Here is a 26,673-nt window from a genome sequence, read left to right as displayed (position 1 = left end):
AAGCCCGCTCCCACAGGAACTGTGATTGATCTTGCGCTATTTAAGAGCTTTCGCACCCACGCCGCTGGCGTTATCCTTCAATTCATCCCAATTGCCCCAGGGCGGCTAAATACGACCTTGAACGCACCCATCGAACCACATCGTTTCATTCTCGAGCCCTTTGAGGCTCGCCGCTTCGCCAATCTGTGCGGGCAGTTCGACGAGCACCTGCGCCTGATCGAACAGCGCCTGGCCATCGAGATCCGCAACCGCGGCAATCAGTTCGAGCTGATCGGCGAACCCAAGCACACCACTTCCGCGGAAAACCTGATTCGCCGCCTGTACCGGGAAACCAAGGGTTCAGAGCTGTCGCCGGATACGGTTCACCTGTTCCTCCAGGAATCGGCCGTCGAGCAACTGGACAACCCCGCCCCCGCCGAAGCCTCCGTCGCCCTGCGCACCAAGAAAGGCATGATTCGCCCACGCGGCTTGAATCAGCTGCGCTATGTGAAGGAAATCCTCGGCAACGACATCAACTTCGGCATAGGCCCCGCCGGTACCGGCAAGACCTATCTGGCTGTCGCCTGCGCCGTCGATGCGCTGGAGCGCGAGCAGATCCGGCGCATCCTGCTGGTGCGTCCGGCGGTCGAAGCGGGTGAAAAACTCGGCTTCCTGCCCGGCGACCTGTCGCAGAAGATCGACCCGTACCTGCGCCCGCTCTACGACGCGCTGTACGAGATGCTCGGCTTCGAATACGTGGCCAAGCTGATCGAGCGTCAGGTGATCGAAGTTGCGCCGCTGGCCTACATGCGCGGTCGCACGCTGAACAACAGCTTCATCATTCTCGATGAAAGCCAGAACACCACCGTCGAGCAGATGAAGATGTTCCTCACTCGGATCGGTTTCGGCTCCACAGCTGTGATCACCGGCGACATCACCCAGGTCGACCTGCCGCGTGGCACCAAATCCGGACTTCATCACGTCATCGAAGTCCTGAAAGATGTGCCGGGCATCAGCTTCACCCATTTCCAGCCTAAGGACGTGGTGCGCCACCCGTTGGTGCAACGCATCGTCGAAGCCTACGAGCGCTTCGAGACGCGTATCGCTGAAGAAGCGCCAAAGGACACTCGCCACGATGCTTGAGCTTGACCTGCAAATCGCGACCGAAGCGTCTGCGCCGACCGAAGCCGAATTCCGCCAATGGTGCGAACTCGCCTTGCGTCAGCGCACCGCCGACTCGGAAATGACCATTCGTCTGGTCGACGAGGAAGAAGGCCGCGAACTGAATCACACCTGGCGGCACAAGGATTACGCGACCAACGTCCTGTCCTTTCCCGCCGAAGTGCCCGACGAGTTTCTCGACATCCCGCTGCTGGGCGATCTGGTGATCTGCGTGGCGGTGGTCGAGCGCGAAGCTGCCGTACAGGGCAAGGAATTAAAGGCCCATTGGGCACATCTGGTCATTCACGGCTGCTTGCATCTGCTTGGTTACGACCATATAGATGACGAGGAAGCCGAGGAAATGGAAGCACTGGAACGCGAGTTGCTTGCCGAATTGGGTTATCCCGATCCGTACGCGGACGACGAAACCGAAACATCCCCTACCGTTACAACAAAGGATTCAGAGTAATCGCTATGAGCGAAGATCGATCGAGCAACGGGCAAAAGTCATGGCTGGGTAAACTGACCCAGGCTTTTGCCCACGAGCCGAAGAACCGCCAGGAGCTGCTGGAGCTGCTGCGCGATGCACATCAGAACAAACTGCTGGACAGCGAAGCGCTGGCCATCGTCGAAGGCGCCATCCAGGTGGCTGACCTGCAGGTTCGCGACATCATGGTGCCGCGCTCGCAGATGATCAGCATCAAGGCGACCCAGACACCCCGCGAATTCCTCCCCGCCGTGGTCGACTCGGCCCACTCGCGCTACCCGGTCATCGGCGAAAGCCATGACGACGTGATGGGCGTGCTGCTGGCCAAGGATCTGCTGCCGCTGATCCTCAAGGAGAACGGCGACAGCTTCAACATCAAGGACCTGCTGCGCCCGGCCACCTTCGTGCCGGAGTCCAAGCGCCTGAACGTGTTGCTGCGTGAGTTCCGCGCCAACCACAACCACATGGCCATCGTGATCGACGAATACGGTGGTGTGGCCGGTCTGGTGACCATCGAAGACGTGCTCGAGCAGATCGTCGGCGACATCGAAGACGAACACGACGTCGAAGAAGACAGCTACATCAAGCCGCTGCCCAGCGGTGATTTCCTGATCAAGGCCCTGACGCCGATCGAAAACTTCAACGAGTTCTTCGACAGCGAATTCTCCGACGACGAGTTCGACACCGTCGGCGGGCTGGTGATGAGCGCGTTCGGGCACTTGCCAAAACGCAACGAAATCACTGAAATCGGCGCCTATCGCTTCCGCATCCTGAACGCCGACAGCCGTCGGATTCACTTGCTGCGACTCACGCCAATCGCCCGGTAAATTTAAGGACTGAAATGCGCTGGACAACCCGCCCCGGCTGGCCCGGTAACCTGCTGGCCGTGGCGGCCGGTGCAATCACCACCTTCGCTCTGGCACCGTTCGATCTCTGGCCGCTGGCCTTGCTGGCGGTCGGCCTGTTCTACGCCGGCCTGCGCGAGCTGAGCCCGCGTCAGGCACTGGGTCGTGGCTGGTGCTTCGGTTTCGGCCTGTTCGGCGCCGGCACCAGCTGGATCTATTACAGCATCCACCACTTCGGCGGAGCTTCGGTGCTGCTGGCCGGTTTCCTGATGCTGATCTTCACGGCGGCCATTGCCTGGTTCTTCGCCCTGCCCGCCTGGCTCTGGGCGCGCTGGTTGCGGCGTAACGAAGCGCCGGTGGCCGACGCCCTTGCATTTGCGGCGCTATGGGTAGGCCAGGAAGCTTTCCGCGGCTGGTTCCTCACCGGTTTTCCGTGGCTGTATTCCGGTTACAGCCAGCTCGATGGCCCGTTGGCCGGACTCGCGCCGGTGGGCGGCATGTGGCTGGTGTCGTTCGTCCTCGCACTGACCGCTGCACTGATCTACAACGCACCGCGCCTGCTGCAAACCCGCCGCAAAGCGTTCATCGCTGCTGGGCTGGTATTGCTGATAGGACCATGGGCAGCGGGCATTGCACTCAAGGGTCATGCCTGGACCAGCCCGGCCGGCGCGCCGCTGACCGTTGCTGCGATTCAGGGCAACGTCGCACAAAGCATGAAATGGGACCCGGCCGAGCTCAATGCGCAACTGGCGCTGTACCGCGACCTTAGCTTCCGCTCCAAACCGGTCGACCTGTTGATCTGGCCTGAAACCGCTGTCCCGGTGCTCAAGGAGTCCGCCGAGGGCTACCTGACCATGATGGGCAACTTCGCCGCCGAGCGTAAATCGGCGCTGATCACCGGCGTGCCGATCCGCGAAATGGTCCGTCACGAAAAACGCTTCTTCAACGGCATCACCGTAGTCGGCGAAGGCGACGGCACTTATCTGAAGCAGAAACTGGTGCCGTTCGGCGAATACGTACCGTTGCAGGACATCCTGCGCGGGCTGATCGCGTTCTTCGACCTGCCGATGTCCGACTTCGCCCGCGGCCCTGCCGATCAGGCGCTGTTGCAAGCGAAGGGCTACCAGATCGCGCCGTTCATCTGCTACGAAGTGGTGTATCCGGAATTCGCCGCAGGCCTGGCGGCACGCAGCGATCTGCTGCTGACGATCAGCAACGACACCTGGTTCGGTACGTCAATCGGCCCGCTGCAACACCTGCAAATGGCGCAGATGCGCGCGCTTGAAGCAGGACGCTGGATGATTCGCGCGACCAACAACGGCGTGACCGGGCTGATCAACCCGTTCGGCCAGATCACCGAGCGAATTCCGCAGTTCGAGCAGGGCGTGCTCTACGGCGAAGTGGTGCCGATGCACAACCTGACGCCGTATCTGCAATGGCGCTCGTGGCCGCTGATCATCCTGTGCGTGGTGCTGTTCGGCTGGGCGCTGATGACCAACCGGATGTCCAAGACACTCTGAGAAATCGCTCGCTCCCACAGTTGACCACTGTGGGAGCGAGCTTGCTCGCGAAGGCGCCATCAACGACAACGCATCAATCGGTGCTGCCATTCCCTCGGTAGAACAGCGAATAGCCGATCTGCCCCACCGCCTCGTTCATCAACTGCCCGCTCTGCCAGATCGACTTGAACTCCGGCAGCCAGCCGCCGAACGGTCGCGCATTGTCCGTGCCGAGGAAACCGACCGGCGCCGGCACGACCTCGAACCCGGCCTGTTGATAACTCCACACCGCTCGCGGCATATGCCAGGCCTGGGTGACCAGCACGATGCGTTTGACGCCTTCCGGCAACAGCATTTTGGCGCTGAATTCGGCGTTCTCCCACGTAGTGCGGCTCTCTCCCTCCTGCCAGCGCACGGTCACGCCGAAGTCATCGCGCAATGAATCCGCCATCAGTTTCGCTTCAGTCGGCGGCGTACCGTAATGCAGGCCACCGCTGGTCAGAATCGGCAGCCCCGACGCCTTGGCCAGTCGCGCCGCATAACGTTGGCGCTCGAGCCCGACACCGGTCGGTTGATCTTCACCCCAGGCCAGATCGCCGCGCTCGCGGCCGGAACCCAGCACCACAATCGCATCGGCGCGCTGCGCCAGATTTGTCCATGCTTCCCGGGCCAGCGGCGGCTCGCGTTCCAGAGCCTTGGCGCCCCACTGCACGACCACCGGCAGACTCATCAGCAAGAAGCCACCAAAACCCAGGGCGAAACACAGCCCGGCCAGTCGCGGCCGCGAACGTCGCAACCACCAGGCGACGAGTAGCAGCAACAAGAGAAGGCCTGGCGGCAATAGAAGTTGTTTAATGAAATAACGAAAAGGCATCGAGCATCTCCAGAGATGCCCGAAGCCTAAGTGGGTTGATACAGCACGACAACCAGTAGGGTCGGATCCCGTTGAAAAAGATCCGCTTTTTGACCTGCCATGCGTTTACTTGGCCTGCAGAGTCCGCACTTTGACGGCGTCTCTGCCGGGTGCCTTGTCCTTGAGCCAGATGACCTTGGCCGAATGGGCAGCATCGAGCTGTTTCACTGCTTGTGACAGGTATCCGTGGGTTTCACGCTCACTGCGATCCAGATAGGCCTTGACCAGTTTGAACTCGGCGGGACTCAAGCCACGCAATTCCAGCTCCAGGGGGCGCTCGTCGCGCAGCCTTCCAGCGGTTTTTGCCGCGTCCAGGGCCATCCCCAGACGATCGATCAACCGCTCGTACAACTCGGGTTTGGTAACGTTTTTTTGCTGTGACTCCACCATCCCTCACCTCATTGAAGATAAGACTCACTCCCCAGTTAGAGCTTAGCTTCGCTGCACAAACCGGCTGCGTGCCGCGACCAACGGCCCTCGCCGCGATTTCGGCCGGTCAAACGGCTGCAATCAGGGTTTCCCTAGGCCAAGCGCGGTCATGTATGCTACGGCGCTTCCTGTAACTCCACTTCCAGCTCGTCCGACATGCCCGGGACGTCGCATTGAAGAGGATTAGGCCACCCCTATCCAGTACAAAAGTAGCCATGCACGAACAATATCAGCCCCGTGAAATCGAAGCCGCCGCCCAATCGTTCTGGGACGAGCAAAAGTCCTTTGAAGTCAGTGAACAGCCAGGCAAGGAAACCTACTACTGCCTGTCGATGTTCCCTTACCCCAGCGGCAAGCTACACATGGGGCACGTGCGCAACTACACCATCGGCGACGTGATCTCCCGCTACCAGCGCATGCTCGGCAAGAACGTTCTGCAACCGATGGGTTGGGACGCCTTCGGCATGCCGGCGGAAAACGCCGCGATGAAGAACAACGTGGCCCCGGCCAAGTGGACCTACGAAAACATCGCCTACATGAAATCCCAGCTGCGCAGCCTGGGCCTGGCGGTCGACTGGTCGCGGGAAGTCACCACCTGCAAGCCGGATTACTACCGCTGGGAACAATGGCTGTTCACTCGCCTGTTCGAAAAAGGCGTGATCTACCGCAAGAATGGCACCGTGAACTGGGACCCGATCGACCAGACCGTTCTGGCCAACGAACAGGTGATCGACGGTCGCGGCTGGCGTTCCGGCGCGCTGATCGAAAAGCGCGAAATCCCGATGTACTACTTCAAGATCACCGCCTACGCGGATGAGCTGCTGGAGAGCCTCGACGAACTGACCGGCTGGCCTGAGCAGGTCAAGACCATGCAGCGCAACTGGATCGGCAAGTCGCGCGGGATGGAAGTGCAGTTCCCGTACAACGTCGACTCGATCGGCGAAACCGGCACCCTGAAAGTCTTCACCACCCGTCCGGACACCCTGATGGGCGCAACTTATGTTGCCGTGGCCGCCGAGCACCACCTGGCCGCTCTCGCCGCGAAGAACAACCCTGAGCTGCAAGCGTTCATCGCCGAATGCAAGGGCGGCAGCGTCGCCGAAGCCGACGTCGCCACTCAAGAGAAGAAAGGCCTGCCGACCGGCCTGTTCGTCGAGCACCCGCTGACCGGCGAAAAACTGCCGGTGTGGGTCGCCAACTATGTACTGATGCACTACGGCGACGGCGCGGTCATGGCTGTGCCGGCGCACGACGAGCGCGATTTCGAATTCGCCCACAAGTACAACCTGCCGGTCAAATCCGTGGTGCGCACCAGCTCCGGTGAAACCAACCCGGCGCCATGGCAAGACGCCTACGGCGAGCACGGCACGCTGATCAACTCCGGCGAATTCGACGGTCTGGACTTCGCTGGCGCGTTCGACGCCATGGAAGTCGCCCTGATCAAGAAAAACCTCGGCGCCTCGCGCACCCAGTTCCGCCTGCGCGACTGGGGCATCAGCCGTCAGCGCTACTGGGGCTGCCCGATCCCGATCATCCACTGCGATGCCTGCGGCGACGTGCCGGTGCCGGAAGATCAACTGCCGGTCGTCCTGCCGGAAGACGTGGTGCCGGACGGCGCCGGTTCGCCGCTGGCACGCATGCCCGAGTTCTACGAGTGCACCTGCCCGAAATGCGGTCAGCCTGCCAAGCGTGAAACCGACACCATGGACACCTTCGTCGAGTCGTCCTGGTACTACGCCCGTTACGCCTCGCCGCACTTCGAAGGCGGTCTGGTGGAAAAATCCGCGGCCGACCACTGGCTGCCGGTGGATCAGTACATCGGCGGCATTGAACACGCCATTCTTCACCTGCTGTACGCGCGTTTCTTCCACAAGCTGATGCGCGACGAAGGCCTGGTGAGCTCCAACGAGCCGTTCAAGAACCTGCTGACTCAAGGCATGGTGATTGCCGAGACTTACTATCGCCGCGAAGCCAACGGCGCCTACACCTGGTTCAATCCGGCGGACGTCGATCTCGAACGCGACGGCAAGGGCAACGTCACCAGCGCCAGACTGAAAACCGACGGTCTGCCGGTGGAAATCGGCGGCACCGAGAAAATGGCCAAGTCGAAGAACAACGGCGTCGACCCTCAATCGATGATCGACCAGTTCGGCGCGGACACCTGCCGCCTGTTCATGATGTTCGCCTCGCCGCCCGACATGAGCGCCGCGTGGTCCGACTCCGGCGTTGAAGGTTCGCACCGCTTCCTCAAGCGCGTCTGGCGTCTGGCTCAGGCCCACGTCACTCAGGGCCTGCCGGGCAAACTGGACATCGCCGGCCTGAACGACGAGCAGAAAGCCGTTCGTCGCGCGATCCACCAGGCGATCAAGCAGGCCAGCCATGACGTCGGCCAGAATCACAAATTCAACACCGCCATCGCCCAGGTGATGACGCTGATGAACGTACTGGAAAAAGCAGCACAATCCACCGAACAGGATCGCGCACTGGTTCAGGAAGGTCTGGAAGCCGTTACGCTGTTGCTGGCTCCGATCACCCCGCACATTTGCCACGAACTGTGGAATCAACTGGGCCACGCCGACCCTGTGATCGACGCCGGCTGGCCAGTGGTGGATGAAAGCGCACTCGTTCAGGACAGCCTGACCCTGGTGATCCAGGTCAACGGCAAGCTGCGTGGCCAGATCGAAATGCCGGCCGCCGCTACCCGTGAAGAAGTCGAAGCGGCAGCCCGTGCCAACGAGAACGTACTGCGTTTCGTTGACGGCCTGACGATTCGCAAAGTGATCGTAGTGCCCGGGAAACTGGTCAATATCGTCGCCAGCTAATTGGATCGGGCGTCAGGTGTGCCTGACGCCCAGTAAAACCTTTCGGGCCACAGAGTCGGCCCACATGGTTTCAAGGGGAGCAACACAATGATCAAACGCAATCTGCTGGTGATGGGCCTCGCCGTCCTGTTGAGCGCCTGCGGTTTCCAGCTGCGTGGTACCGGCACCAACGAACTTTCGATCAAGGAGCTCGATCTGAGCGCCCGCAACGCCTACGGCGAAACCGTGACGCAACTGCGTCAGGTGCTGGAGGCCAGCGGCGTCAAGGTCGTTTCCGGTGCGCCGTACAAGCTTTACCTGTCCGATGAGCAGGAAAGCCAGCGCATCCTCAGCTACGCGGGCGCCGGTCGTACTGGCGAATATCAGGTGAGCACCGTGCTGACCTACGATATCCGCGGCGAAAAGGACCTGTTGCTCAAGAGCGACAAGCTTGAAGTGCAGAAAGTGTTCATCCACGACGGCAACAACCTCGTGGGTTCCGACCAGGAAGCCAACGATGCCCGACGTGAAACACAACGCGAGCTGGTACAGCGCATGATGCTGCGTCTGCAACAGCTGACACCGGCACAGCTTGACGCTCTGCAGCAAACCGCCAACGCACGGGCCAAGGCAGAAGCCGACGCCCTCGAAGCGGCACAGAAGGCTGAAGCGGAAACCCCGCGCCAGTCGCCGCTCGAACTGCCGCAGCAGTAAGACGTTCGGGGCGCTCAGGCGCCCCGTTCGCCCTCTCTTATGAAGCTCGCTCCCGCCCAACTCGGCAAACACCTGCAAGGCGCTCTTGCGCCGGTCTACATCATCAGCGGCGATGACCCGCTGCTGTGTCAGGAAGCCGCCGACGCCATCCGCTCCGCTGCCCGCCAGCAAGGATTCGATGAACGCCAAGTGTTTGCCGCCGACGCCAATTTCGATTGGGGGACATTGCTCCAGGCCGGCGCCAGCATGTCGCTGTTCGCCGAAAAACGCCTGCTGGAACTGCGCCTGCCTTCGGGCAAGCCCGGTGACAAGGGCGCCGCCGCGCTGATCGAATATTGCTCGCGCCCGGCTGAAGACACGGTGCTGCTGATCAGCCTGCCGAAGCTGGACGGTAGCGCGCAGAAAACCAAGTGGGGCAAGGCGCTGGTCGAAGGTCAGCAGACCCAGTTCGTGCAGATCTGGCCGGTGGACGCCAACCAGCTGCCGAGCTGGATTCGTCAGCGCCTGTCCCAGGCCGGCTTGTCGGCCAGCCAGGACGCGGTCGAGCTGATTGCCGCGCGGGTCGAAGGCAACCTGCTGGCCGCTGCGCAAGAGATCGAAAAGCTTAAGCTGATGGCCGAGGGCGGACAGATCACCATCGAAACCGTACAGGCGGCCGTGGCCGACAGTGCGCGTTTCGACGTGTTCGGCCTGACCGATGCAGTGCTCAACGGCGAACCGGCCCACGCCCTGCGCATGCTCGAAGGGCTGCGCGGTGAAGGGGTCGAGCCGCCGGTGATCCTCTGGGCCCTGGCTCGGGAGTTACGGCTGCTGGCCAACATCTCGTTGCAATACAGCCAGGGCACGCCGCTGGACAAGTGCTTCAGTCAGGCCAAGCCGCCGGTCTGGGACAAGCGCAAACCGCTGATGAGCAAGGCCCTGCAACGCTACTCGGCGCAACGCTGGGCGCAGTTGTTGCTGGAAGCCCAGCGCATCGATGCACAAATCAAGGGCCAGGCGGCCGGTTCGCCGTGGATGAGCCTGAGCCGGTTGGCGCTGCTGATGGCCGGTCAGCGTCTGACATTACCTGCCGAATGAAATCCGGGATCGCGCGCGGCGGTCCCGTTGTTTACCGAGTCCATTTCCTACAGAACATCCCGCCGTCGGTCCTATAGACAGACGCTCTAGATCGGCAGATTATCTGCCGCGCAAAACCTCACTCAATCGAGAGAATCATCATGAGCAAAAAGCCATCGAAACATGGCCACAACAAGGCCAAATCCATCGTCGCCCAACCCCTGTTCCGCAGCCGTCAGGAACGACCAACCAAGGGTAAAGGCAGCTACCGCCGCGAAGCCTTCCAGTCTGACAGCTGGGAGGCTTCTTACTTTCTGGCCGCTTGAAGCGCAGCACCCCTTCCTCATGTTAAGGTCTGCACCTGATTCGTATTCCCTGGACCCGTGCATGCCCCTCAGTCTTTCCCGTCGTTGGCCCTTTCGCCAACTGATCGCTGCCTCCAGCTTCGTATTGCTCGTCGCCTGCGCGGAAAAACCCACCGCCGCTGACGCTCAACCGCTTCAGACCGTCCCCGTTGCCACAGCCCCAGCGGTCATCCCGCCGGTAGTGCCGTCCGGTGACAACCTCGACCTGCAACCGACCCAGACCTTTGCCGAATGGCAGGCCGGTTTCCGCAAGGAAGCCCTGGCCGCCGGCATTCGTGCCGACCTGTTCGACCGTGCCTTCGCCAATGTCAGCTTCGATGCCAGCGTGATTCGCGCCGACCGCAGCCAGCCGGAATTCGCCCGGCCGGTCTGGGAATACCTGGATGGCGCACTGTCGCCGTTGCGCGTGCGCAAAGGTCAGGCACTGATCAGCCAGTACGCCGATATTCTGCAGAGCATCGAACAGCGTTACGGCGTCGATCGCCAGGCGCTGGTGTCGGTGTGGGGGATGGAAAGCAATTTCGGCCAGTTCCAGGGGAGCAAGTCGGTGATCAACTCGCTGGCGACCCTGGCCTATGAAGGTCGCCGTCCGGGCTTTGCCCATGCGCAGCTGATTGCGGCGCTGCAGATCCTGCAACAGGGCGACATCACGCCGGAGAAAATGCTCGGCTCCTGGGCCGGCGCCATGGGCCAGACCCAGTTCATCCCGACCACCTACAACACCCACGCCGTGGACTTCGACGGTGACGGTCGCCGCGACATCTGGGGCAGCCCGGCTGACGCATTGGCCTCCACCGCGCACTACCTGCAAAGCTCCGGCTGGCAGCGTGGCCAGCCGTGGGGCTTCGAAGTGCAACTGCCGAGCGGTTTCAACTACACCCTGGCCGACGGCGCGATTCGCAAGAGCGTCGCTGAATGGCGGCAACTGGGCGTGATCCTGCCGAACGGCGGCCAGGTGCCGGCCGGCTCCGAGCAACTGTCTGCTGCCCTGCTGCTGCCGGCTGGCTACCGTGGCCCGGCGTTCCTGATCCTCGATAACTTCCGGGCGATCCTCAAGTACAACAATTCGTCGTCCTACGCACTGGCCGTCAGCCTGTTGTCCGAGCGCTTCAACGGCGCCGGCCTGATCAATGGCACCTGGCCAAAAGACGACCTGCCTTTGAGCCGCACCGAGCGGATCGAACTGCAAAACCTGCTGACCGCGCGCAACTACGACGCAGGCACCGCCGACGGGATCATCGGTGCCAATACGCGCAAGGCGATTCGCGCTGCGCAGCAGTCATTTGGCTGGCCGGCGGATGGTTATCCGACGCACAAGCTGCTGGAAAGCCTGCGTAACCAGTAAAAACAAAAAGACCGCCGCCTCTTCAGGCGGCGGTCTTTTTTTGCGGCTCGATCAGCGAATCACCACATCCTGTTCCAGCATCAACTCCTTCTTGCCCGCATCCAGTCGAACCAACGCCCCCAGCGGCAACGTCAGGTTCGGATCGCAGTGCCCGCTGCGCCAGCCGGACAGCACCGGAATCCGCAGGGGTTCAAAGGTCTGCTTGAGCAAGCGGTTCAAGGCCTCGACATCCACACCCGCCACGTCCCCGACCAACACGCCGCGCAATCTGGCCAACTTGCCCGCCAGACGCATCTGGGTCAGCAAGCGGTCGATCCGGTACAGCGGCTCGTTGATGTCCTCGATGAGCAGAATCACCCCTTCGACATCGATTTCGTAAGGCGTGCCAAGAGTCGAGGCGATCATTGCCAGATTACCGCCCTGCAAACGCCCGTGGGCAATGCCGGGCTCCACGGTGGTCAACGGATAAGCCGCCGGATGACTCAGTACACTGCCGGCCTTCAACTGACCGCGCAGCATGGCGAAGAACGACGTTACCGTCGGCGGCTCCTTGTCACCCAGCAGATCGGCATTCAACAGCGGCCCGTGAAAGGTCACGAACCCGGCGTAGCGACTGATGGCCAGATGCAGTGCGGTGATGTCGCTGTAACCGACGAAGGGCTTGGCATGGCGGCTCAGCAGGTCGTAATCGATCCGATCCAGCAACCGTGGCGTGCCGTAACCACCGCGCAGGCAAATGATCGCATCGACCTCTTCGTCAGCGAACGCCGCGTGCAGATCGTTGAGCCGCACCTCGTCGCTGCCGGCCAGATAACCGTCCTTTTCATAGACGCCCGGGAACACCCGTAAACCGTAACCCCGGGCGCGCATCCACTGAACGGCCTTTTCGGTATCCAGCGTGCCGGGGCCGGCGGGCGCAATGACGCCGATCAGCCCTTCCGACGGCAGTGCGGGCACAGGCTTGTGCGGAAAAAGGGTGTGGGTCGGTCGAACGGTCATCCATGGATCTCCCTGTGTGAAGTCATGCTCACACAGTAGTCAGGAACGGCGACAAACAGAAGAGTCTCAGCTGCGCCGCAGATTGCGGGAAAAGTCAGTAACGAGTGTAGGCCGGGCAAAAAAATGCCCGCCGGGCGATAAACCCCGGCGGGCATTCTTTCATTCAGCGCTGAATCAGGAGCCGAGCAGCTCGGCCTTGACCAGTTTCGCTTGCTCGTCAGCGTGGTACGAAGAACGCACCAACGGGCCGGATGCGACGTTCTTGAAGCCCATCTTGTAACCTTCCTCGGCGAACCAGGCGAAGGTGTCCGGGTGCACGAAACGCTGCACCGGCAAGTGGCTGCGGGACGGTTGCAGATACTGGCCCAGGGTCAGCATGTCGATGTCGTGTTCGCGCATGCGCTTCATGACTTCGATGACTTCGTCGTCGGTCTCGCCCAGACCCAGCATCAGGCCGGATTTGGTCGGGATGTGCGGCATCATCTGCTTGAAGCGTTGCAGCAGGGTCAGCGACCACTGGTAGTCCGAACCCGGACGCGCAGCCTTGTACAGGCGCGGTACGGTTTCCAGGTTGTGGTTGAACACATCCGGCGGCTCGGCAGCGGTGATTTCCAGGGCGATGTCCATGCGGCCACGGTAGTCCGGGACCAGTGTCTCGAGCTGCACGTTCGGCGACAGTTTGCGGATTTCGCGGATGCAGTCGGCAAAGTGCTGGGCACCGCCGTCACGCAGGTCGTCGCGGTCAACCGAGGTGATCACCACGTACTTGAGTTTCAGGTCGGCGATGGCGATGGCCAGGCTTTCCGGCTCGTTGACGTCCAGTGGTTTCGGACGACCGTGGCCAACGTCGCAGAACGGGCAACGGCGGGTGCAGATGTCACCCATGATCATGAAGGTCGCGGTGCCGCCGGAGAAGCACTCGCCCAGGTTCGGGCAGGACGCCTCTTCGCAGACGCTGTGCAGCTTGTGCTTGCGCAGCAGGCTCTTGATGCGGTCGACTTCCGGCGAAACCGGGATGCGCACGCGGATCCAGTCGGGTTTCTTCGGCAGTTCGGTGGTCGGAATGATCTTCACCGGGATGCGTGCAACCTTCTCGGCGCCGCGCAGCTTGACGCCGGCTTCAACCTTGGGACGCGGGGCCGGGCGCTCGGTCACGTCGAGCGTCGGGATCATGGTTTGCACTGCATCAGTAGTCATATCAGTCGATTCCGCCCGTCAGGGTCGTCTGCTCAGCATAGTCGAGGTGTTTGACGAGCTGCGCGCGCAGCCGGGCACTTACCTCGGCAAATTCAATCGATCCTGCGTGCTCGCTCAGCTGGGTCATCGCCAGCCCGGCATAGCCGCAGGGATTAATCCGTCGAAACGGTTCCAGGTTCATGTCCACGTTCAGGGCCAGGCCATGAAAGGAGCAACCGTGGCGAATCCGCAAACCCAGAGAAGCGATCTTCGCTCCGTCGACGTAGACGCCGGGAGCATCCGGCTTGGCCACGGCGGTCACGCCGTAGCTGGCCAGCAGTTCGATCAGGCAGCGCTCCATGCGGCTGACCAGATCGCGCACGCCGAAACCGAGTCGGCGCACATCCAGCAGCAGATAGGCCACCAACTGGCCTGGGCCATGGTAGGTCACCTGACCGCCGCGGTCGACCTGCACCACCGGAATATCCCCCGGCAGCAACAGGTGCTCGGCCTTGCCGGCCTGGCCCTGGGTGAACACCGGCGGGTGTTCCACCAGCCAGATTTCGTCCGGGGCCGTGGTGCCACGCTCGTTGGTAAAACGTTGCATGGCCTGCCAGACCGGCTCGTAAGCCATCTGGCCAAGCTCGCGAAAGCCCAGCGTGCCCGGCATCACAGCACCATGTGCACGAAACCGGTAGCCCGCAGTTCGCTGTTGATGTTGTACAGCTGATCCTGATCGGTCGCGACGATGTGCAACTGAATGGTGGTGTATTTGCCGTTGCTGCTCGAACGCTCGTCGACACGCTCATCGTTGATCTTCGCGAATTTCTTCACGATTTCGATGATCTTGTCTTTGTGGCCAACCCCCGTATCGCTGATCACCTTAACCGGATAATCAACCTGGGGAAATTCGATCTTTGGCGCCTTTACTTCGGTATCGGTCATGGCGTAACGGCCTCGTAAGCGTAAGCCCGGTAACGAACAAGGCCCCGCTCCGGATCGGAACGGGGCCATGCAGGTCAACTCAAATCAGTTGAACAAGCCGTAGAAGAATAGACGGATGCTATCCCACATGCGGCGGAAGATACCACCCTCCTCGACAGCGTCCAGGGCGATCAGGTCGGCGCTGTGCACCACCTTGTCGTCCAGTTTCACTTCGACTTTACCGATCACGTCGCCCTTGGCGATTGGCGCGGTCAGTTGCGGGTTCATGGTCATGCTGGCAGCGAGCTTCTTCAGCTGGCCTTTCGGCAGGGTCATGGTCAGGTCTTGTGCCAGGCCGGCCTTGACCTGGCTGGTAGTGCCTTTCCACACCGGGGCCTGAGCCAGTTCGGTGCCCTTCTGGTAGAAGGTCTGGGTTTCGAAGAAGCGGAAACCGTAGGTCAGCAGCTTCTGGGTCTCGGCGGCGCGAGCCACTTCGCTGTTGGTGCCGAACACCACGGCGATCAGGCGCATGCCATCACGTACGGCCGAGGACACCATGCAGTAGCCGGCTTCGTCGGTGTGGCCGGTTTTCAGACCGTCAACGGTCTTGTCGCGCCAGAGCAGCAGGTTGCGGTTAGGCTGTTTGATGCCGTTCCAGAAGAACTCTTTCTGCGAGTAGATCGCGTAGTGAGCCGGATCTTCGTGGATGATCGCGCGCGCCAGGATCGCCATGTCGTGAGCCGACGAGTAGTGCTCGGGGTTCGGCAGACCGGTCGGGTTCATGAAGTGGGTATTGGTCATGCCCAGATCGGCGACGGTCTTGTTCATCAAGTCGGCGAAGGCGTCTTCGCTACCCGCGATGTGTTCAGCCACCGCGACGCTGGCGTCGTTGCCAGACTGGATGATGATGCCGTGCAGCAGGTCGCTGACAGTGACCTGCGAGCCGACCTTGATGAACATCCGCGAACCGCCGGTGCGCCAGGCGTTTTCGCTGACGGTCACCGGGTCGTTTTCACCGATCTGGCCGCGACGGATTTCCAGCGTGGCGATGTACGCGGTCATCAGTTTGGTCAAGCTGGCCGGCGGCAGACGCTGGTCACCGTTGTTCTCCACCAGCACGTTGCCGCTGTTGGCATCCATGAGCACGTAGGATTTGGCGGCCAGTTGTGGTGGCGACGGCATCATCTCGGCCGCGAACGCGGCAGGCGAGAGGAGCAGCGGGACTAGCAGACACAGGCGTTTGGCAAAGGTGGTGATGTTCATCCGTCTCTCGAAATCGCTAATGGAAACTGTCCTGGCGGACAAAATTTAATCAGATGTCTTTCAGGCTTTGCCCGAAACCTGCCTGCGCGACGATCATGCTGCGTTAAAAACAGATTCGGAATGCTCATGTAGGTCCCCTACACTCCGCTTCCTCACCTGTTTTTGCCTTGCCTGATCGCCGCTCGGCGAGCTTTCGAGCAAACCCTACGAGCATCGCGTGTTCAGTTGCTCACTCCAGTCACCCTTGCCGGGCTTTTGTTCTTCGACGAGCCAACAACCTGGTTCACCCCCCAATCGCTGGTGAACCGTCAATCAAGTCCTACGTTTACTCGGTGACCACACTTGGCGAACCGAGGTTGGCCAGGCGCACGCTGTTCTGTACCTGGGCAATTTCACCCGGCGAACCGATCGGCCCCAGGCGAACCCGGTGCAGGGTCTGCTGATTGCGCACGATCGAGCTGATGAACACCGGAGCGCTCACCATCCCGCTGAGCTTCGACCTCAGGAGTTCTGCAGCGTCCGGGTTGGCGAACGCGCCCACCTGCAGATACTGGCCAGACGCTGGTGCAGAAGCGTTTTTTTTTGCATCGAGCTGGACTGGCACGACGGCCGCGGCGTGCTGCTGCGGCGGCGGAGTCCATTGCTCGACGGTGCCGGCCGAGGCCGTGATCACCGGGGCGCTATTCTGCGCGACTTGCGGCTCGTTGAGCATCAAAGGCGCCGGACGGCCCTTGGCGGCCCACCATTGCTGCGGGTCGATGCCTTCGACCTTGACCCGCGCGGTGCCGATTTCGGCATAACCGAGTTTTTTCGCGGCGGCGTAGGACAGGTCGATGATCCGGTCCGAGTAGAACGGCCCGCGGTCATTGACCCGCAGAATCACGCTCTTGTTGTTGTCCAGGTTGGTCACCCGAACGTAACTCGGCAGCGGTAATGTCTTGTGGGCGGCACTCATGCCGTACAGGTCGTAGACCTCCCCGTTGGCGGTGTTCTGACCGTGGAACTTGGTGCCGTACCAGGACGCAGTGCCGGAGGCCACGTAAGTCTTGGATTCCTGCAACGGGAAGTAGGTCTTGCCCAGCACGGTGTACGGGTTGGCCTTGTACGGGCCGGTGTGCAGGGTCGGCGTGGCGTCCGGGATGCGCGATACGTCGACGTCCCACCACGGCGCGCCGTCCTTGTGGGCCCGGTTGATGTCCAGGCCCGGCTGCGAACGTACGGCGGTGGTCGGCTTCTGGGTCGGCGAACGACTGGTCGAACAACTGGCGACCAGTACCGCCAATGCAGCAAAGGCCACCAGCTTCAGGGGTTTATTGATAGGCAATGCCCGCATTACTTGACGCCCCGTGCTTGTACCAGCTGTTCAGACAGTTGATGTACGGCCATGGCGTACATCACGCTGCGGTTATAACGCGTGATCGCGTAGAAATTCTTCAGGCCCATCCAGTATTCCGGGCCGTTGTCGCCTTCCAGGCGGAATGCGGTGACCGGCATGTCATCGCGCAGCGCATCATGACTCGACCAGCCCAGCGCTCGCAACTCCCCGACGGTTTTCGTCGGCTCGATGCCGGTGGTAAGGCCTTCATCCACCTGCTCGCCACGGACATCCGCGCGGCTGACTACCGGTTCACCGGCGACCCAGCCGTGACGCTTGAAATAGCTGGCGACGCTGCCGATCGCATCATCCGGGTTGTTCCAGATATTGATGTGGCCGTCGCCGTCGAAATCCACCGCGTAGGCGCGAAAACTGCTCGGCATGAACTGCGGCAAACCCATCGCCCCGGCATAGGAACCCTTGAGGGTCAGCGGGTCGACCTGCTCTTCCCGCGCCAGCAGCAGGAACTCACGCAGCTCCTTGCGGAAAAATTCGGCACGGGGAGGATAGTCGAAACCCAGCGTGGACAAGGCATCGATCACCCGGTAATTGCCGGTATTACGTCCGAAAAAGGTCTCAACGCCGATGATCGACACGATCACCTGGGCTGGAACACCGTATTCCTGCTCGGCGCGGGCCAGGGTGGCCTCGTGCTGGCGCCAGAAGTCCACACCGCGGGCGATGCGCGCGTCGGTGATGAACATCGGCCGGTATTCTTTCCACTGCTTGACCCGTTCGGCGGGTTTGGAAATGGCGTCGAGAATCGCCTGCTTGCGCTGGGCTTCGCGGAACACGGCCATCAGCTGTTCGCCGGCAAAACCGTAGTCGCGGGTCATTTCACCGACGAATTCGGCCACCTGGGGCGAGCCTTCGTAATCGCCGGCCAACGCTTCCTGCGCGCTGCCAAGGATGCCTACCAGGCCGAGCCACGGTGCGTATCGTGTCGCCCAGTCACGCATTACTTGCATTGAACTCTTCACCTTATTCAAACCTGTGCGATCCACTTGCGATGGGTATGGATCGACATCAAAACCCCAAACGCTGACAGCAGCGTCACCAGCGAAGTTCCGCCATAGCTAATGAACGGCAACGGCACCCCCACCACCGGCAACAGGCCACTGACCATACCGATGTTGACGAAAACGTAAACAAAAAACGTCATGGTCAGAGCACCGGCGAGCAATTTGCCGAACAGCGTCTGCGCCTGGGCGGTAATCACCAGGCCGCGGCCGATCAGCAGCAGATAGATCAGCAACAGTGCGCAGATGCCCACCAGCCCGAACTCTTCGCCGAGCACCGCGATGATGAAGTCGGTGTGGCTTTCCGGCAGGAAGTCCAGGTGCGACTGGGTGCCCAGCAGCCAGCCCTTGCCGAATACACCGCCGGAACCGATGGCGGCTTTCGACTGAATGATGTTCCAGCCGGTGCCCAGCGGATCGCTCTCCGGGTCGAGGAACGTCAGAATCCGTTGCTTCTGGTAGTCGTGCATGATGAAGAACCACATCGCCACCGACACCGGAATCGCCGCCGCCAGCACGCTGAGAATCCAACGCCAGCGCAAACCGCCCATGAACAGTACGAAGGCACCACCGGCCAGAATCAGCAGCGAAGTGCCCAGATCCGGCTGACGCACGATCAGGGCAAACGGCACGCCGATCAGCAGCAGACTGATGCCCACGTGCTTGAGCTGCGGCGGCAGCGTGCGCTTGGACAGGTACCAGGCGATGGTCGCCGGCATCAGGATCTTCATGAATTCCGAGGGCTGGAAGCGGATCACCCCGGGAATGTTGATCCAGCGGGTCGCGCCCATGGCGTTGTGGCCCATGATGTCCACCACCATCAGCAATACCACCCCGATCACGTAGCCGAGCGGCACCCAGCGCGCCATGAACCTTGGCTCGAACTGGGCGATGACAATCATCGACACCAGACCGATGCCGAACGACGTGGCCTGTTTGGCCAGCAGGTCCCAGCTCTTGCCGCTGGCCGAATACAGCACGAACAGGCTGCCGGCGGCCAGGATCAACAACAGCACCAGCAACGGGCCGTCGATATGCAAACGTTGCAGCAGCGTCGCCCGGCGACGCATCACATCCTCGCTGGAGAGCATGCGATCGAAATTATTCATCACGGGCCGTAGCCTCCGCACTGATAGGGCTGGCGTATTCGGCCTTCAACCGTCCGTCCTGATCCAGCAGCCAGGCATCCATGACCTGGCGCACCACCGGTGCCGCGACGCCGGAACCGGACTCACCGTTCTCGACCATCACCGACACCACGATTTTCGGGTCATCCGCCGGCGCGAAACCGACGAACAGGGCGTGGTCACGGTGGCGCTCCTGAACCTTGGAGCGGTCGTACTTCTCGCCTTGCTTGATCGCCACGACCTGTGCCGTACCCGACTTGCCGGCGATCCGGTATTGCGCGCCGATCGAGGCCTTGCGCGCGGTGCCACGGGCACCGTGCATCACCTGCTGCATGCCGTGGTTGACCTTGTTCCAGTCCGAAGGATCGCGAAGGATGATGTCCGGCATCGGATTTTCATCCTTGGGCTTCTCGCCTTCGATAGTCCTGGCCAGGTGCGGGCGATTCCACACGCCCTTGTTGGCCACCAGCGCCGTGGCCTGGGCCAGTTGCAGCGGGGTCGATTGCATGTAGCCCTGGCCGATCCCGAGAATCAGGGTTTCGCCGGGGAACCACGCCTGACGCCGGGTCGCGCGTTTCCACTCGCGGGACGGCATCAGGCCGGGGGATTCTTCGAACATGTCCAGCGAGACCTTCTGGCCGATGCCGAACTTGTTCATATAGGCCGACAACCGATCGATGCCCAGCTTGTGCGCCAGATCATAGAAGTAGGTGTCGTTGGATCGCATGATCGCCGTATCGAGGTCGACGAAGCCGTCCCCGGTGCGGTTCCAGTTGCGGTACTTGTGATCGTAGTTGGGCAGCATGTAGTAACCGGGGTCGAACACCCGGCTCGACGCCGTCACCACACCCGCATCGAGACCGGCAATCGCCACCGCCGGCTTGATCGTCGAGCCCGGCGGGTACAGACCGCGCAGCACGCGGTTGAACAGCGGCCGGTCGATCGAATCGCGCAGCTCGGCGTAAGCCTTGAAGCTGATGCCGGTGACGAACAGGTTCGGGTCGAAGCTCGGCTGACTGACCATCGCCAGCACTTCGCCGGTTTTCGGATCGAGCGCCACCACCGCGCCACGCCGGCCGCCCAGCGCAGCCTCGGCGGCTTCCTGCAATTTGATGTCGAGGCTCAGGACAATGTCCTTGCCCGGCACCGGATCGGTCCGCTTGAGCACGCGCAGGACGCGGCCACGGGCGTTGGTCTCGACCTCTTCGTAACCCACCTGACCGTGCAGCTCGGCTTCGTAAAAGCGCTCGATGCCGGTCTTGCCGATGTGGTGGGTACCGCTGTAGTTGACCGGATCGAGGGTCTTCAGCTCTTTCTCGTTGATCCGCCCCATGTAACCCACCGAGTGCGCGAAATGCGCGCCCTGCGGGTAATGACGCACCAACTGCGCGACCACCTCGACACCCGGCAGACGGAACTGGTTCACCGCGATCCGGGCGATCTGCTCTTCGGTCAGTTCGAACAGGATCGGCACCGGCTCGAACGGCCGGCGGCCCTGACGCATGCGCTTCTCGAAGATCACCCGGTCTTCCGGCGTCAGCTCCAGCACCTCGACGATCACGTCGAGCACCTGCTGCCAGTCGCCGGAGCGCTCGCGGGTCATGCTCAGGCTGAAGCTCGGACGGTTGTCCGCCACCACCACGCCGTTGCGGTCGAAAATCAGGCCACGGGTCGGCGGAATCGGCTGAACGTGAACCCGATTGTTTTCCGACAGGGTCGAGTGATATTCGTACTGAATCACCTGCAGGTAATACAGGCGCGCGATCAGCACGCAAATCAGTGCCACCACCGCAATTGCGCCGAACACGACGCGACCACGCACCAGACGGGCGTCTTTTTCGTGGTCCTTGATGCGGATCGGCTGAGACATGAGGGCGGGTTACTTGTGGTAAGGGTGGCCGGACAGCACGGTCCAGGCACGATACAACTGCTCGCCGATGAGGATGCGCACCAGCGGGTGCGGCAGCGTCAGCGGCGACAACGACCAGCGCTGATCCGCGCGGGCACAGACTTCCGGTGCCAACCCTTCCGGGCCACCGACCATGAAGTTGACCGTGCGCGAGTCCAGGCGCCAGCGATCGAGTTCGACCGCCAGTTGCTCGGTGCTCCACGGCTTGCCATGAACCTCGAGGGTGACGATCCGCTCGTTCTGCCCGACCTTGGCCAGCATGGCTTCGCCTTCCTGACGGATGAAGCGGGCCACGTCGGCGTTCTTGCCACGGGTATTGAGCGGAATTTCCACCAGTTCCAGCGCCAGCTCGGACGGAAGACGCTTGGCATACTCATGCCAGCCTTCTTCCACCCACTTGGGCATGCGTGAACCGACGGCGATCAGTCGCAGTCGCACAGCAATCCCTTACAGCTGGTCTTTGTTGAGCTTGGTGAAATGCTCGTGGGTGTTTTCCGGGCTGTGGTGCTTGGCGTCCGCCGCACGGCTCTGCTCGGCACCGGCCCACAGGCGTTCCAGGTCGTAGAACTGACGTGCCGAGGCAGTCATCATGTGCACGATCACCAGGTCCAGGTCCAGCAGCACCCAGTCGCTGTCGCCCTTGCCTTCTTCGCCCAGCGGCCTGGCGCCCTGCTTTTTCACTTCTTCGCGAACCTTGTCCAGCATCGCGTTGATCTGGCGGTTGGAGGTACCGGTGGCGATGATCATGTAGTCGGTGATGCTCTGTTTGTCGCGCACATCAATGATCTGGATGTCCTGGGCCTTGACGTCTTCCAGGGCTGCCACGGCCACCTTGACCAGCTCGTCGCCCTTCAGCGGTTCGTTGGTGTTGACCGGTTCTGGCAGCGGGGCGCTCTTGAATGTGCCTTTGCGCTTTACTTTGGTTTGGTCTTTGTCAGTCATATAAAACTCGTTTTGCTCATATTTTCGGCGGCTTGGCGACACGTGGATTCGTATCAGTGAAGCACGCCTTGTTCAGTTCGACGCACGGTACAGACCGTGCGCATCGATGTAGGCCAGGACCGCGTCGGGCACCAGGAAACGTACCGACTTACCGCTGGCCAGCAGTTGACGGATCTGGGTGGCGGAAACCGCGAGCGGTGTCTGCCAGACGAATGCAATCTGTCCGCTCGGCCCCTTCAGGGCCAGCGGGTCGCTCACCGAACGCGCTGCCAGCAGGTTGCGCAAGGCATCCGGCGGTTCGCTGTCGGCGTCCGGGCGCTGTAGCACCAGGATGTGGCAATGCTGGAGCAACTCTTCCCAGCGGTGCCAAGTGGGCAGGCCGCAAAATGCGTCCCAGCCCAGAAGCAGAAAAACCTGGGTCTCGGCGGCCATTTCGGCACGCAGCGACTCCAGGGTATCGATGGTCCAGGACGGTTTGTCCCGCTGCAATTCGCGGGCGTCCACCACCAGCGGCGGCACACCGGCCACCGCACATTCAACCATTGCCAGCCGGTCCTGCGCCGACACCTGCGGCGTATCGCGGTGCGGCGGCCGGGCGCTGGGCATCATGCGCAGCTCATCGAGCCCCAGCGCTTCGGCGACTTCCAGCGCGCCACGCAAATGGCCGATGTGCACCGGGTCGAACGTCCCGCCCAGGACGCCAATGCGCCGGGGACGGGACTTCTTGCCGGGTTTCGGCGCTTTCGGGTCGAGGTCGGACAAGTCAGACCGTCGCCTGGCCGCGCAACTGGCCATCACCGACCACGATGTACTTCTCGCAGGTCAGTCCTTCCAGGCCCACCGGGCCACGGGCGTGCAGCTTATCAGTAGAAATGCCGATCTCGGCACCCAATCCGTATTCGAATCCGTCGGCGAAGCAGGTCGGGGTGTTGATCATCACCGACGCAGAGTCGACCTGAGCCACGAACTGGCGGGTGTCGGCGAGGTTTTCGCTGACGATCGCGTCGGTGTGATGGGAGCCGAAATGGTTGATGTGTTCGATGGCCTGATCCAGGCCATCCACCACGCGGATCGACAGAATCGGCGCCAGGTACTCGGTGCTCCAGTCTTCCTCGGTTGCCGCTACGGCCTCGATGATCGCCCGGGTGCGTTCGCAACCGCGCAGTTCGACGCCTTTTTCGCGGAACTGCTTCGCCATCGACGGCAGGAAATCCTTCGCAACACTTTGATCGACCAACAACGTTTCCAACGCACCGCAGATGCCATAGCGATAGGTCTTGGCATTGAAGGCAATACGCTGGGCTTTCGGCAGGTCGGCGTGTTCGCTGACATAGACGTGGCATATGCCGTCCAGGTGCTTGATCACCGGCACTCGGGCGTCACGGCTGATGCGCTCGATCAGGCCACGGCCACCGCGCGGTACGATCACGTCGACGTATTCGGGCATGGTGATCAGCGCGCCAACGGCGGCGCGGTCGGTGGTTTCCACCACTTGCACCACGGCGGCCGGCAGTTCGGCTTCGGCCAGACCGCGCTGGATGCAGGCGGCAATCGCGCGGTTGGAATGAATCGCTTCGGAACCGCCGCGCAGGATCGTCGCGTTGCCGGACTTCAGGCACAGGCTCGCGGCATCGATGGTCACGTTGGGACGGGATTCGTAGATGATCCCGATCACGCCCAGCGGGACACGCATCTTGCCGACCTGAATGCCCGACGGACGGAAGCTCATGTCGCGGATTGCACCGACCGGATCCGGCAGCGCTGCGACCTGACGCAGGCCGACGATCATGCCGTCGATGCGTGCCGGGGTCAGTTCCAGACGTTCCAGCAGTGCCGGCTCCAGACCGTTGGCGCGACCGGCGGCCAGATCCTGTTCATTGGCTGCCGCAAGCTCGGCGCGGGCGGCGTCCAGAGCATTGGCGGCGGCCAGCAGGGCGCGGTTTTTCTGCGCGGTGCTGGCACGGCCGATGACGCGGGAGGCTTCGCGGGCGGCGCGACCCAATCGGGTCATGTAGTCAAGAACGGACTCAGTCATGGTCTGCTGGGGTCTTGGCAAAGAGGAAAGCGGCAGATTATAGCTGCCGCGTCCCGGGACTAACAGCGGTGACGGGCGGATGGTCGAAATGGACGGCGATTTGCCGACGTTCAGCCGGGATTAAGCCGCGAATTGTTATCATCACGACCTCCTTCGCCTGGATAACCAGTGTTTGCCATGTCCAACCTGACCGTTCGCGCCCCCTCCGCGCGCCAGCCCGTCGGCCTCGCGGACGCTTTTTTCGACCGTGACGCCCAGACGCTGGCCAAGGATCTGCTCGGCAAAGTCATTCGCCATCGGGTCGGCGATTTATGGCTCAGCGCCCGGATCATCGAAACCGAAGCGTATTACTGCGAAGAAAAAGGCAGCCACGCGTCCCTCGGCTACACAGAAAAGCGTAAGGCTTTGTTTCTGGATGGCGGCCACATCTATATGTATTACGCCCGGGGCGGCGATTCGCTGAACTTCAGCGCGCAGGGCCCTGGCAATGCGGTGCTGATCAAATCGGCCTATCCGTGGGTCGACGAGATCAGCGGCCCGGCCAGCCTGGCGCAGATGCTGCTGAACAACCCCGATGCTAAGGGCCGCCCGCGTCCCACGCAGAAGCTCTGCGCCGGCCAGACCTTGTTGTGCAAGGCGCTGGGACTGAAAGTGCCGGTGTGGGATGCCAAGCGCTTCGACCACGAAATTCTGCTGGTGGAAGACACCGGCCCTGCGCCAATTCATGTGATTCAGACCACCCGCCTGGGCATTCCCCATGGCCGCGACGAACACCTGATGTATCGCTTCGTCGATGCCGCCTATGCCCAGTGGTGCACGCGGAACCCGCTGCGCCGGGGTCAGGTCGAAGGTCGCGATTATTTTCTGCTGTGAACCCACACCCTGCGGCTCGCCGTTCAGGGACATCAATGAAATGGAGTGGTTTGTATGGGCCCATGGCTCGATAGCGTGACCGGGTGGCTGGCCGCCAATCCGCAGTGGCTGGCCGCCGCTGTGTTCATCGTGGCCTGCGTGGAATGCCTGGCGATTGCCGGGTTGATCGTGCCCGGCACGGTATTGCTGTTTGCGGTGGCGGTGCTGGCCGGCAGCGGAGCGCTGTCGTTGAGTGAAACCCTGTTGCTGGGTTTCCTTGGCGGGATCCTCGGTGATGTGATTTCGTATTTCCTCGGCCGCCACTTCCACCAGAACATCCGGCGTCTGCCAGGCCTGCGCCATCACCCGGAATGGATGGCCGGCGCGGAAACCTATTTCCAGCGCTATGGCATTGCCAGCCTGCTGGTCGGCCGCTTCATCGGCCCGTTGCGACCGATGCTGCCGATGGTCGCGGGTATGTGCGACATGCCATTCCCGCGCTTTGCCGCCGTGAGTCTGCTGGCAGCGGCGGGCTGGAGCCTCGCGTACCTGCTGCCGGGCTGGGCCACCGGAGCGGCGATTCGGCTGCCACTGCCGGAAGGCTTCTGGCTGCAGGCCGGGATCGTTGCCGGCAGCATCGCGGTGATGGTCGGCCTGAGTGCCAACAGCAGCTTGCGTCGTCATCGCCGGGCGACGCTCTGGATCAGCAGCATGAGCCTGTTGATCCTGATCGGCCTGTTCATCGGCTACCCGTACCTGACCGCCCTCGATCAGGGCGTCATGACCCTGGTGCAGGAACACCGCCGCCCGGCGCTGGATGAAGTCGCGGTGGTTTTCACCCTGATCGGTGAATTCCGCAACATGCTGCTGTTCAGCGCCCTGCTGACTGCGTTGCTGTTGCTGTGCCGACAGTGGCGCCACGCGATATTCGTGGGCGGCACCCTGCTCGTCACGGCCCTGGCCAACACCGGCACCAAAATGTTCTTCGCCCGGGTGCGCCCGGAAGTACTGACTGATCCGCTTACCAGCTACAGCATGCCCAGTGGTCACGCTTCGGGGTCGTTCGCGCTGTTCCTGGCGCTCGCCGTGCTGGCCGGACGCGGGCAGCCGCCACGGCTACGCCTCACCTGGCTGTTGCTCGGCTGCATACCGGCGCTGGCCATTGCCCTGTCACGGGTATATCTGGGCGCGCACTGGCCAACGGATGTCCTGGCCGGCGCCATGCTCGCCGCCTGTGTCTGCGCAGCGGGCCTGTGGCTCAGTCAACGCCATGCACCTCTGGGTGCAATGCAGCAGAAAGTCTGGTGGCTGGTATTGCCGGCCCTGGTCGCTCTGTTTGGCTTCTTCGTATTGCGACACTTGCCACACACCTTGTTGCGATATGCCTACTAGGCCCGCGCTCAACGCCTACCGGCGCATGCCCGGGCGGTGAGCGCCGGCAAACATTTGGCAAAGCAA

Annotated in this window: 26 protein-coding genes; 11 read left to right on the top strand and 15 right to left on the bottom strand. The window is 62.0% G+C overall.

The annotated features are described in order from the left end of the window. Positions 1-117: 117 nt before the first annotated feature. From ACTJK9_RS24920 to lnt, 4 genes are read left to right on the top strand one after another with little or no spacing between them, the layout of a single operon-like run. Positions 118-1,122 carry a PhoH family protein gene (locus ACTJK9_RS24920; protein WP_064599656.1) on the top strand — a complete coding sequence of 335 codons (1,005 nt, stop codon included), beginning with the start codon at positions 118-120 and terminating at the stop codon, positions 1,120-1,122. After that, positions 1,115-1,609 carry an rRNA maturation RNase YbeY gene (gene ybeY, locus ACTJK9_RS24915; RefSeq protein ID WP_085612555.1) on the top strand — a complete coding sequence of 165 codons (495 nt, stop codon included), beginning with the start codon at positions 1,115-1,117 and terminating at the stop codon, positions 1,607-1,609. Before ACTJK9_RS24920 ends, ybeY begins: the two co-directional genes overlap by 8 nt. A gap of 5 nt (positions 1,610-1,614) precedes the next feature. After that, positions 1,615-2,454 carry an HlyC/CorC family transporter gene (locus tag ACTJK9_RS24910; RefSeq protein ID WP_007909641.1) on the top strand — a complete coding sequence of 280 codons (840 nt, stop codon included), beginning with the start codon at positions 1,615-1,617 and terminating at the stop codon, positions 2,452-2,454. A gap of 14 nt (positions 2,455-2,468) precedes the next feature. Beyond that, positions 2,469-3,992: an apolipoprotein N-acyltransferase gene (lnt, locus tag ACTJK9_RS24905; RefSeq protein ID WP_039771840.1), complete on the top strand. Its 1,524-nt coding sequence runs from the start codon at positions 2,469-2,471 to the stop codon at positions 3,990-3,992. A 73-nt stretch (positions 3,993-4,065) separates the two neighbouring features. On the opposite strand, the gene ACTJK9_RS24900 is transcribed toward lnt, so the two are convergent. Beyond that, the gene (locus ACTJK9_RS24900; RefSeq protein WP_221398164.1) at positions 4,066-4,845 is read right to left on the bottom strand and encodes a YdcF family protein; all 780 of its coding nucleotides are present in this window, start codon (positions 4,843-4,845) and stop codon (positions 4,066-4,068) included. 105 nt (positions 4,846-4,950) lie between these two features. Beyond that, a complete protein-coding gene (locus ACTJK9_RS24895) occupies positions 4,951-5,274 on the bottom strand; it encodes a hypothetical protein (protein ID WP_039771843.1) in 324 nt (107 codons plus the stop codon). A gap of 254 nt (positions 5,275-5,528) precedes the next feature. Between ACTJK9_RS24895 and leuS the strand changes: the two genes are divergently transcribed. From leuS to ACTJK9_RS24870, 5 genes are all read left to right on the top strand, one after another. Further along, a complete protein-coding gene (gene leuS, locus ACTJK9_RS24890; protein ID WP_064599659.1) occupies positions 5,529-8,135 on the top strand; it encodes a leucine--tRNA ligase in 2,607 nt (868 codons plus the stop codon). Positions 8,136-8,222: 87 nt separating this feature from the next. Continuing rightward, complete coding sequence (locus ACTJK9_RS24885) at positions 8,223-8,828, top strand: LPS-assembly lipoprotein LptE (protein ID WP_064599662.1); 606 nt, start codon at positions 8,223-8,225, stop codon at positions 8,826-8,828. 39 nt (positions 8,829-8,867) lie between these two features. Beyond that, complete coding sequence (gene holA / locus ACTJK9_RS24880) at positions 8,868-9,905, top strand: DNA polymerase III subunit delta (protein ID WP_039771848.1); 1,038 nt, start codon at positions 8,868-8,870, stop codon at positions 9,903-9,905. A 140-nt stretch (positions 9,906-10,045) separates the two neighbouring features. Beyond that, a complete protein-coding gene (gene arfA, locus ACTJK9_RS24875; RefSeq protein ID WP_007958672.1) occupies positions 10,046-10,210 on the top strand; it encodes an alternative ribosome rescue factor ArfA in 165 nt (54 codons plus the stop codon). A gap of 61 nt (positions 10,211-10,271) precedes the next feature. After that, positions 10,272-11,594, top strand: a complete 1,323-nt coding sequence (locus ACTJK9_RS24870) for a lytic murein transglycosylase (protein ID WP_440816938.1) — start codon at positions 10,272-10,274, stop codon at positions 11,592-11,594. A 51-nt stretch (positions 11,595-11,645) separates the two neighbouring features. Here ACTJK9_RS24870 and ACTJK9_RS24865 read toward each other — a convergent pair whose 3' ends face one another. From ACTJK9_RS24865 to ACTJK9_RS24805, 13 genes are all read right to left on the bottom strand, one after another. Then, positions 11,646-12,593 carry a S66 peptidase family protein gene (locus ACTJK9_RS24865; RefSeq protein ID WP_440816936.1) on the bottom strand — a complete coding sequence of 316 codons (948 nt, stop codon included), beginning with the start codon at positions 12,591-12,593 and terminating at the stop codon, positions 11,646-11,648. Positions 12,594-12,767: 174 nt separating this feature from the next. After that, a complete protein-coding gene (gene lipA / locus ACTJK9_RS24860) occupies positions 12,768-13,766 on the bottom strand; it encodes a lipoyl synthase (RefSeq protein ID WP_162130488.1) in 999 nt (332 codons plus the stop codon). 25 nt (positions 13,767-13,791) lie between these two features. Then, positions 13,792-14,439, bottom strand: coding sequence for a lipoyl(octanoyl) transferase LipB (gene lipB / locus ACTJK9_RS24855; protein ID WP_039771855.1), 648 nt, complete (start codon positions 14,437-14,439; stop codon positions 13,792-13,794). Further along, positions 14,439-14,714, bottom strand: coding sequence for a DUF493 domain-containing protein (locus tag ACTJK9_RS24850; RefSeq protein WP_008087908.1), 276 nt, complete (start codon positions 14,712-14,714; stop codon positions 14,439-14,441). Before ACTJK9_RS24850 ends, lipB begins: the two co-directional genes overlap by 1 nt. Positions 14,715-14,798: 84 nt before the next feature. Then, on the bottom strand, positions 14,799-15,956 hold the full coding sequence (locus tag ACTJK9_RS24845) for a D-alanyl-D-alanine carboxypeptidase family protein (RefSeq protein WP_011336095.1): 1,158 nt from the start codon (positions 15,954-15,956) through the stop codon (positions 14,799-14,801). A 325-nt stretch (positions 15,957-16,281) separates the two neighbouring features. After that, positions 16,282-17,289, bottom strand: coding sequence for a septal ring lytic transglycosylase RlpA family protein (locus ACTJK9_RS24840; protein WP_085612550.1), 1,008 nt, complete (start codon positions 17,287-17,289; stop codon positions 16,282-16,284). Then, positions 17,289-18,299: a lytic murein transglycosylase B gene (gene mltB / locus ACTJK9_RS24835; RefSeq protein WP_007958658.1), complete on the bottom strand. Its 1,011-nt coding sequence runs from the start codon at positions 18,297-18,299 to the stop codon at positions 17,289-17,291. The genes ACTJK9_RS24840 and mltB overlap by 1 nt, the downstream gene beginning before the upstream one ends. Positions 18,300-18,316: 17 nt before the next feature. Further along, positions 18,317-19,420, bottom strand: coding sequence for a rod shape-determining protein RodA (gene rodA, locus ACTJK9_RS24830; RefSeq protein WP_050761190.1), 1,104 nt, complete (start codon positions 19,418-19,420; stop codon positions 18,317-18,319). 31 nt (positions 19,421-19,451) lie between these two features. Then, positions 19,452-21,347 carry a penicillin-binding protein 2 gene (mrdA, locus tag ACTJK9_RS24825; RefSeq protein WP_039771860.1) on the bottom strand — a complete coding sequence of 632 codons (1,896 nt, stop codon included), beginning with the start codon at positions 21,345-21,347 and terminating at the stop codon, positions 19,452-19,454. A 9-nt stretch (positions 21,348-21,356) separates the two neighbouring features. Next, positions 21,357-21,824, bottom strand: a complete 468-nt coding sequence (gene rlmH, locus ACTJK9_RS24820) for a 23S rRNA (pseudouridine(1915)-N(3))-methyltransferase RlmH (protein ID WP_009051038.1) — start codon at positions 21,822-21,824, stop codon at positions 21,357-21,359. A 9-nt stretch (positions 21,825-21,833) separates the two neighbouring features. Further along, positions 21,834-22,328 (bottom strand): ribosome silencing factor, encoded by a 495-nt coding sequence (gene rsfS, locus ACTJK9_RS24815; RefSeq protein ID WP_064382180.1) that lies wholly within the window; start codon positions 22,326-22,328, stop codon positions 21,834-21,836. A gap of 72 nt (positions 22,329-22,400) precedes the next feature. Then, positions 22,401-23,123, bottom strand: a complete 723-nt coding sequence (gene nadD, locus ACTJK9_RS24810; RefSeq protein ID WP_440816931.1) for a nicotinate-nucleotide adenylyltransferase — start codon at positions 23,121-23,123, stop codon at positions 22,401-22,403. Next, positions 23,092-24,363 carry a glutamate-5-semialdehyde dehydrogenase gene (locus tag ACTJK9_RS24805; protein ID WP_440816929.1) on the bottom strand — a complete coding sequence of 424 codons (1,272 nt, stop codon included), beginning with the start codon at positions 24,361-24,363 and terminating at the stop codon, positions 23,092-23,094. Before ACTJK9_RS24805 ends, nadD begins: the two co-directional genes overlap by 32 nt. Before the next feature lie 177 nt (positions 24,364-24,540). Between ACTJK9_RS24805 and ACTJK9_RS24800 the strand changes: the two genes are divergently transcribed. Both ACTJK9_RS24800 and ACTJK9_RS24795 read left to right on the top strand, forming a co-directional pair. Beyond that, positions 24,541-25,236, top strand: coding sequence for a DNA-3-methyladenine glycosylase (locus tag ACTJK9_RS24800; protein WP_085612655.1), 696 nt, complete (start codon positions 24,541-24,543; stop codon positions 25,234-25,236). A 54-nt stretch (positions 25,237-25,290) separates the two neighbouring features. Beyond that, entirely contained in the window at positions 25,291-26,607 is a 1,317-nt protein-coding gene (locus ACTJK9_RS24795; protein ID WP_085612547.1) for a bifunctional DedA family/phosphatase PAP2 family protein, read from the top strand. Positions 26,608-26,673 lie beyond the last annotated feature (66 nt).

Origin of the sequence: Pseudomonas sp. 22082 (genome assembly GCF_052046055.1) — a bacterium.
GTDB classification, from domain to species: domain Bacteria; phylum Pseudomonadota; class Gammaproteobacteria; order Pseudomonadales; family Pseudomonadaceae; genus Aquipseudomonas; species Aquipseudomonas pharyngis.
The sequence above is the reverse complement of the archived record's forward strand: the minus strand, read 5'-3'. Positions and strand labels throughout refer to the sequence as shown.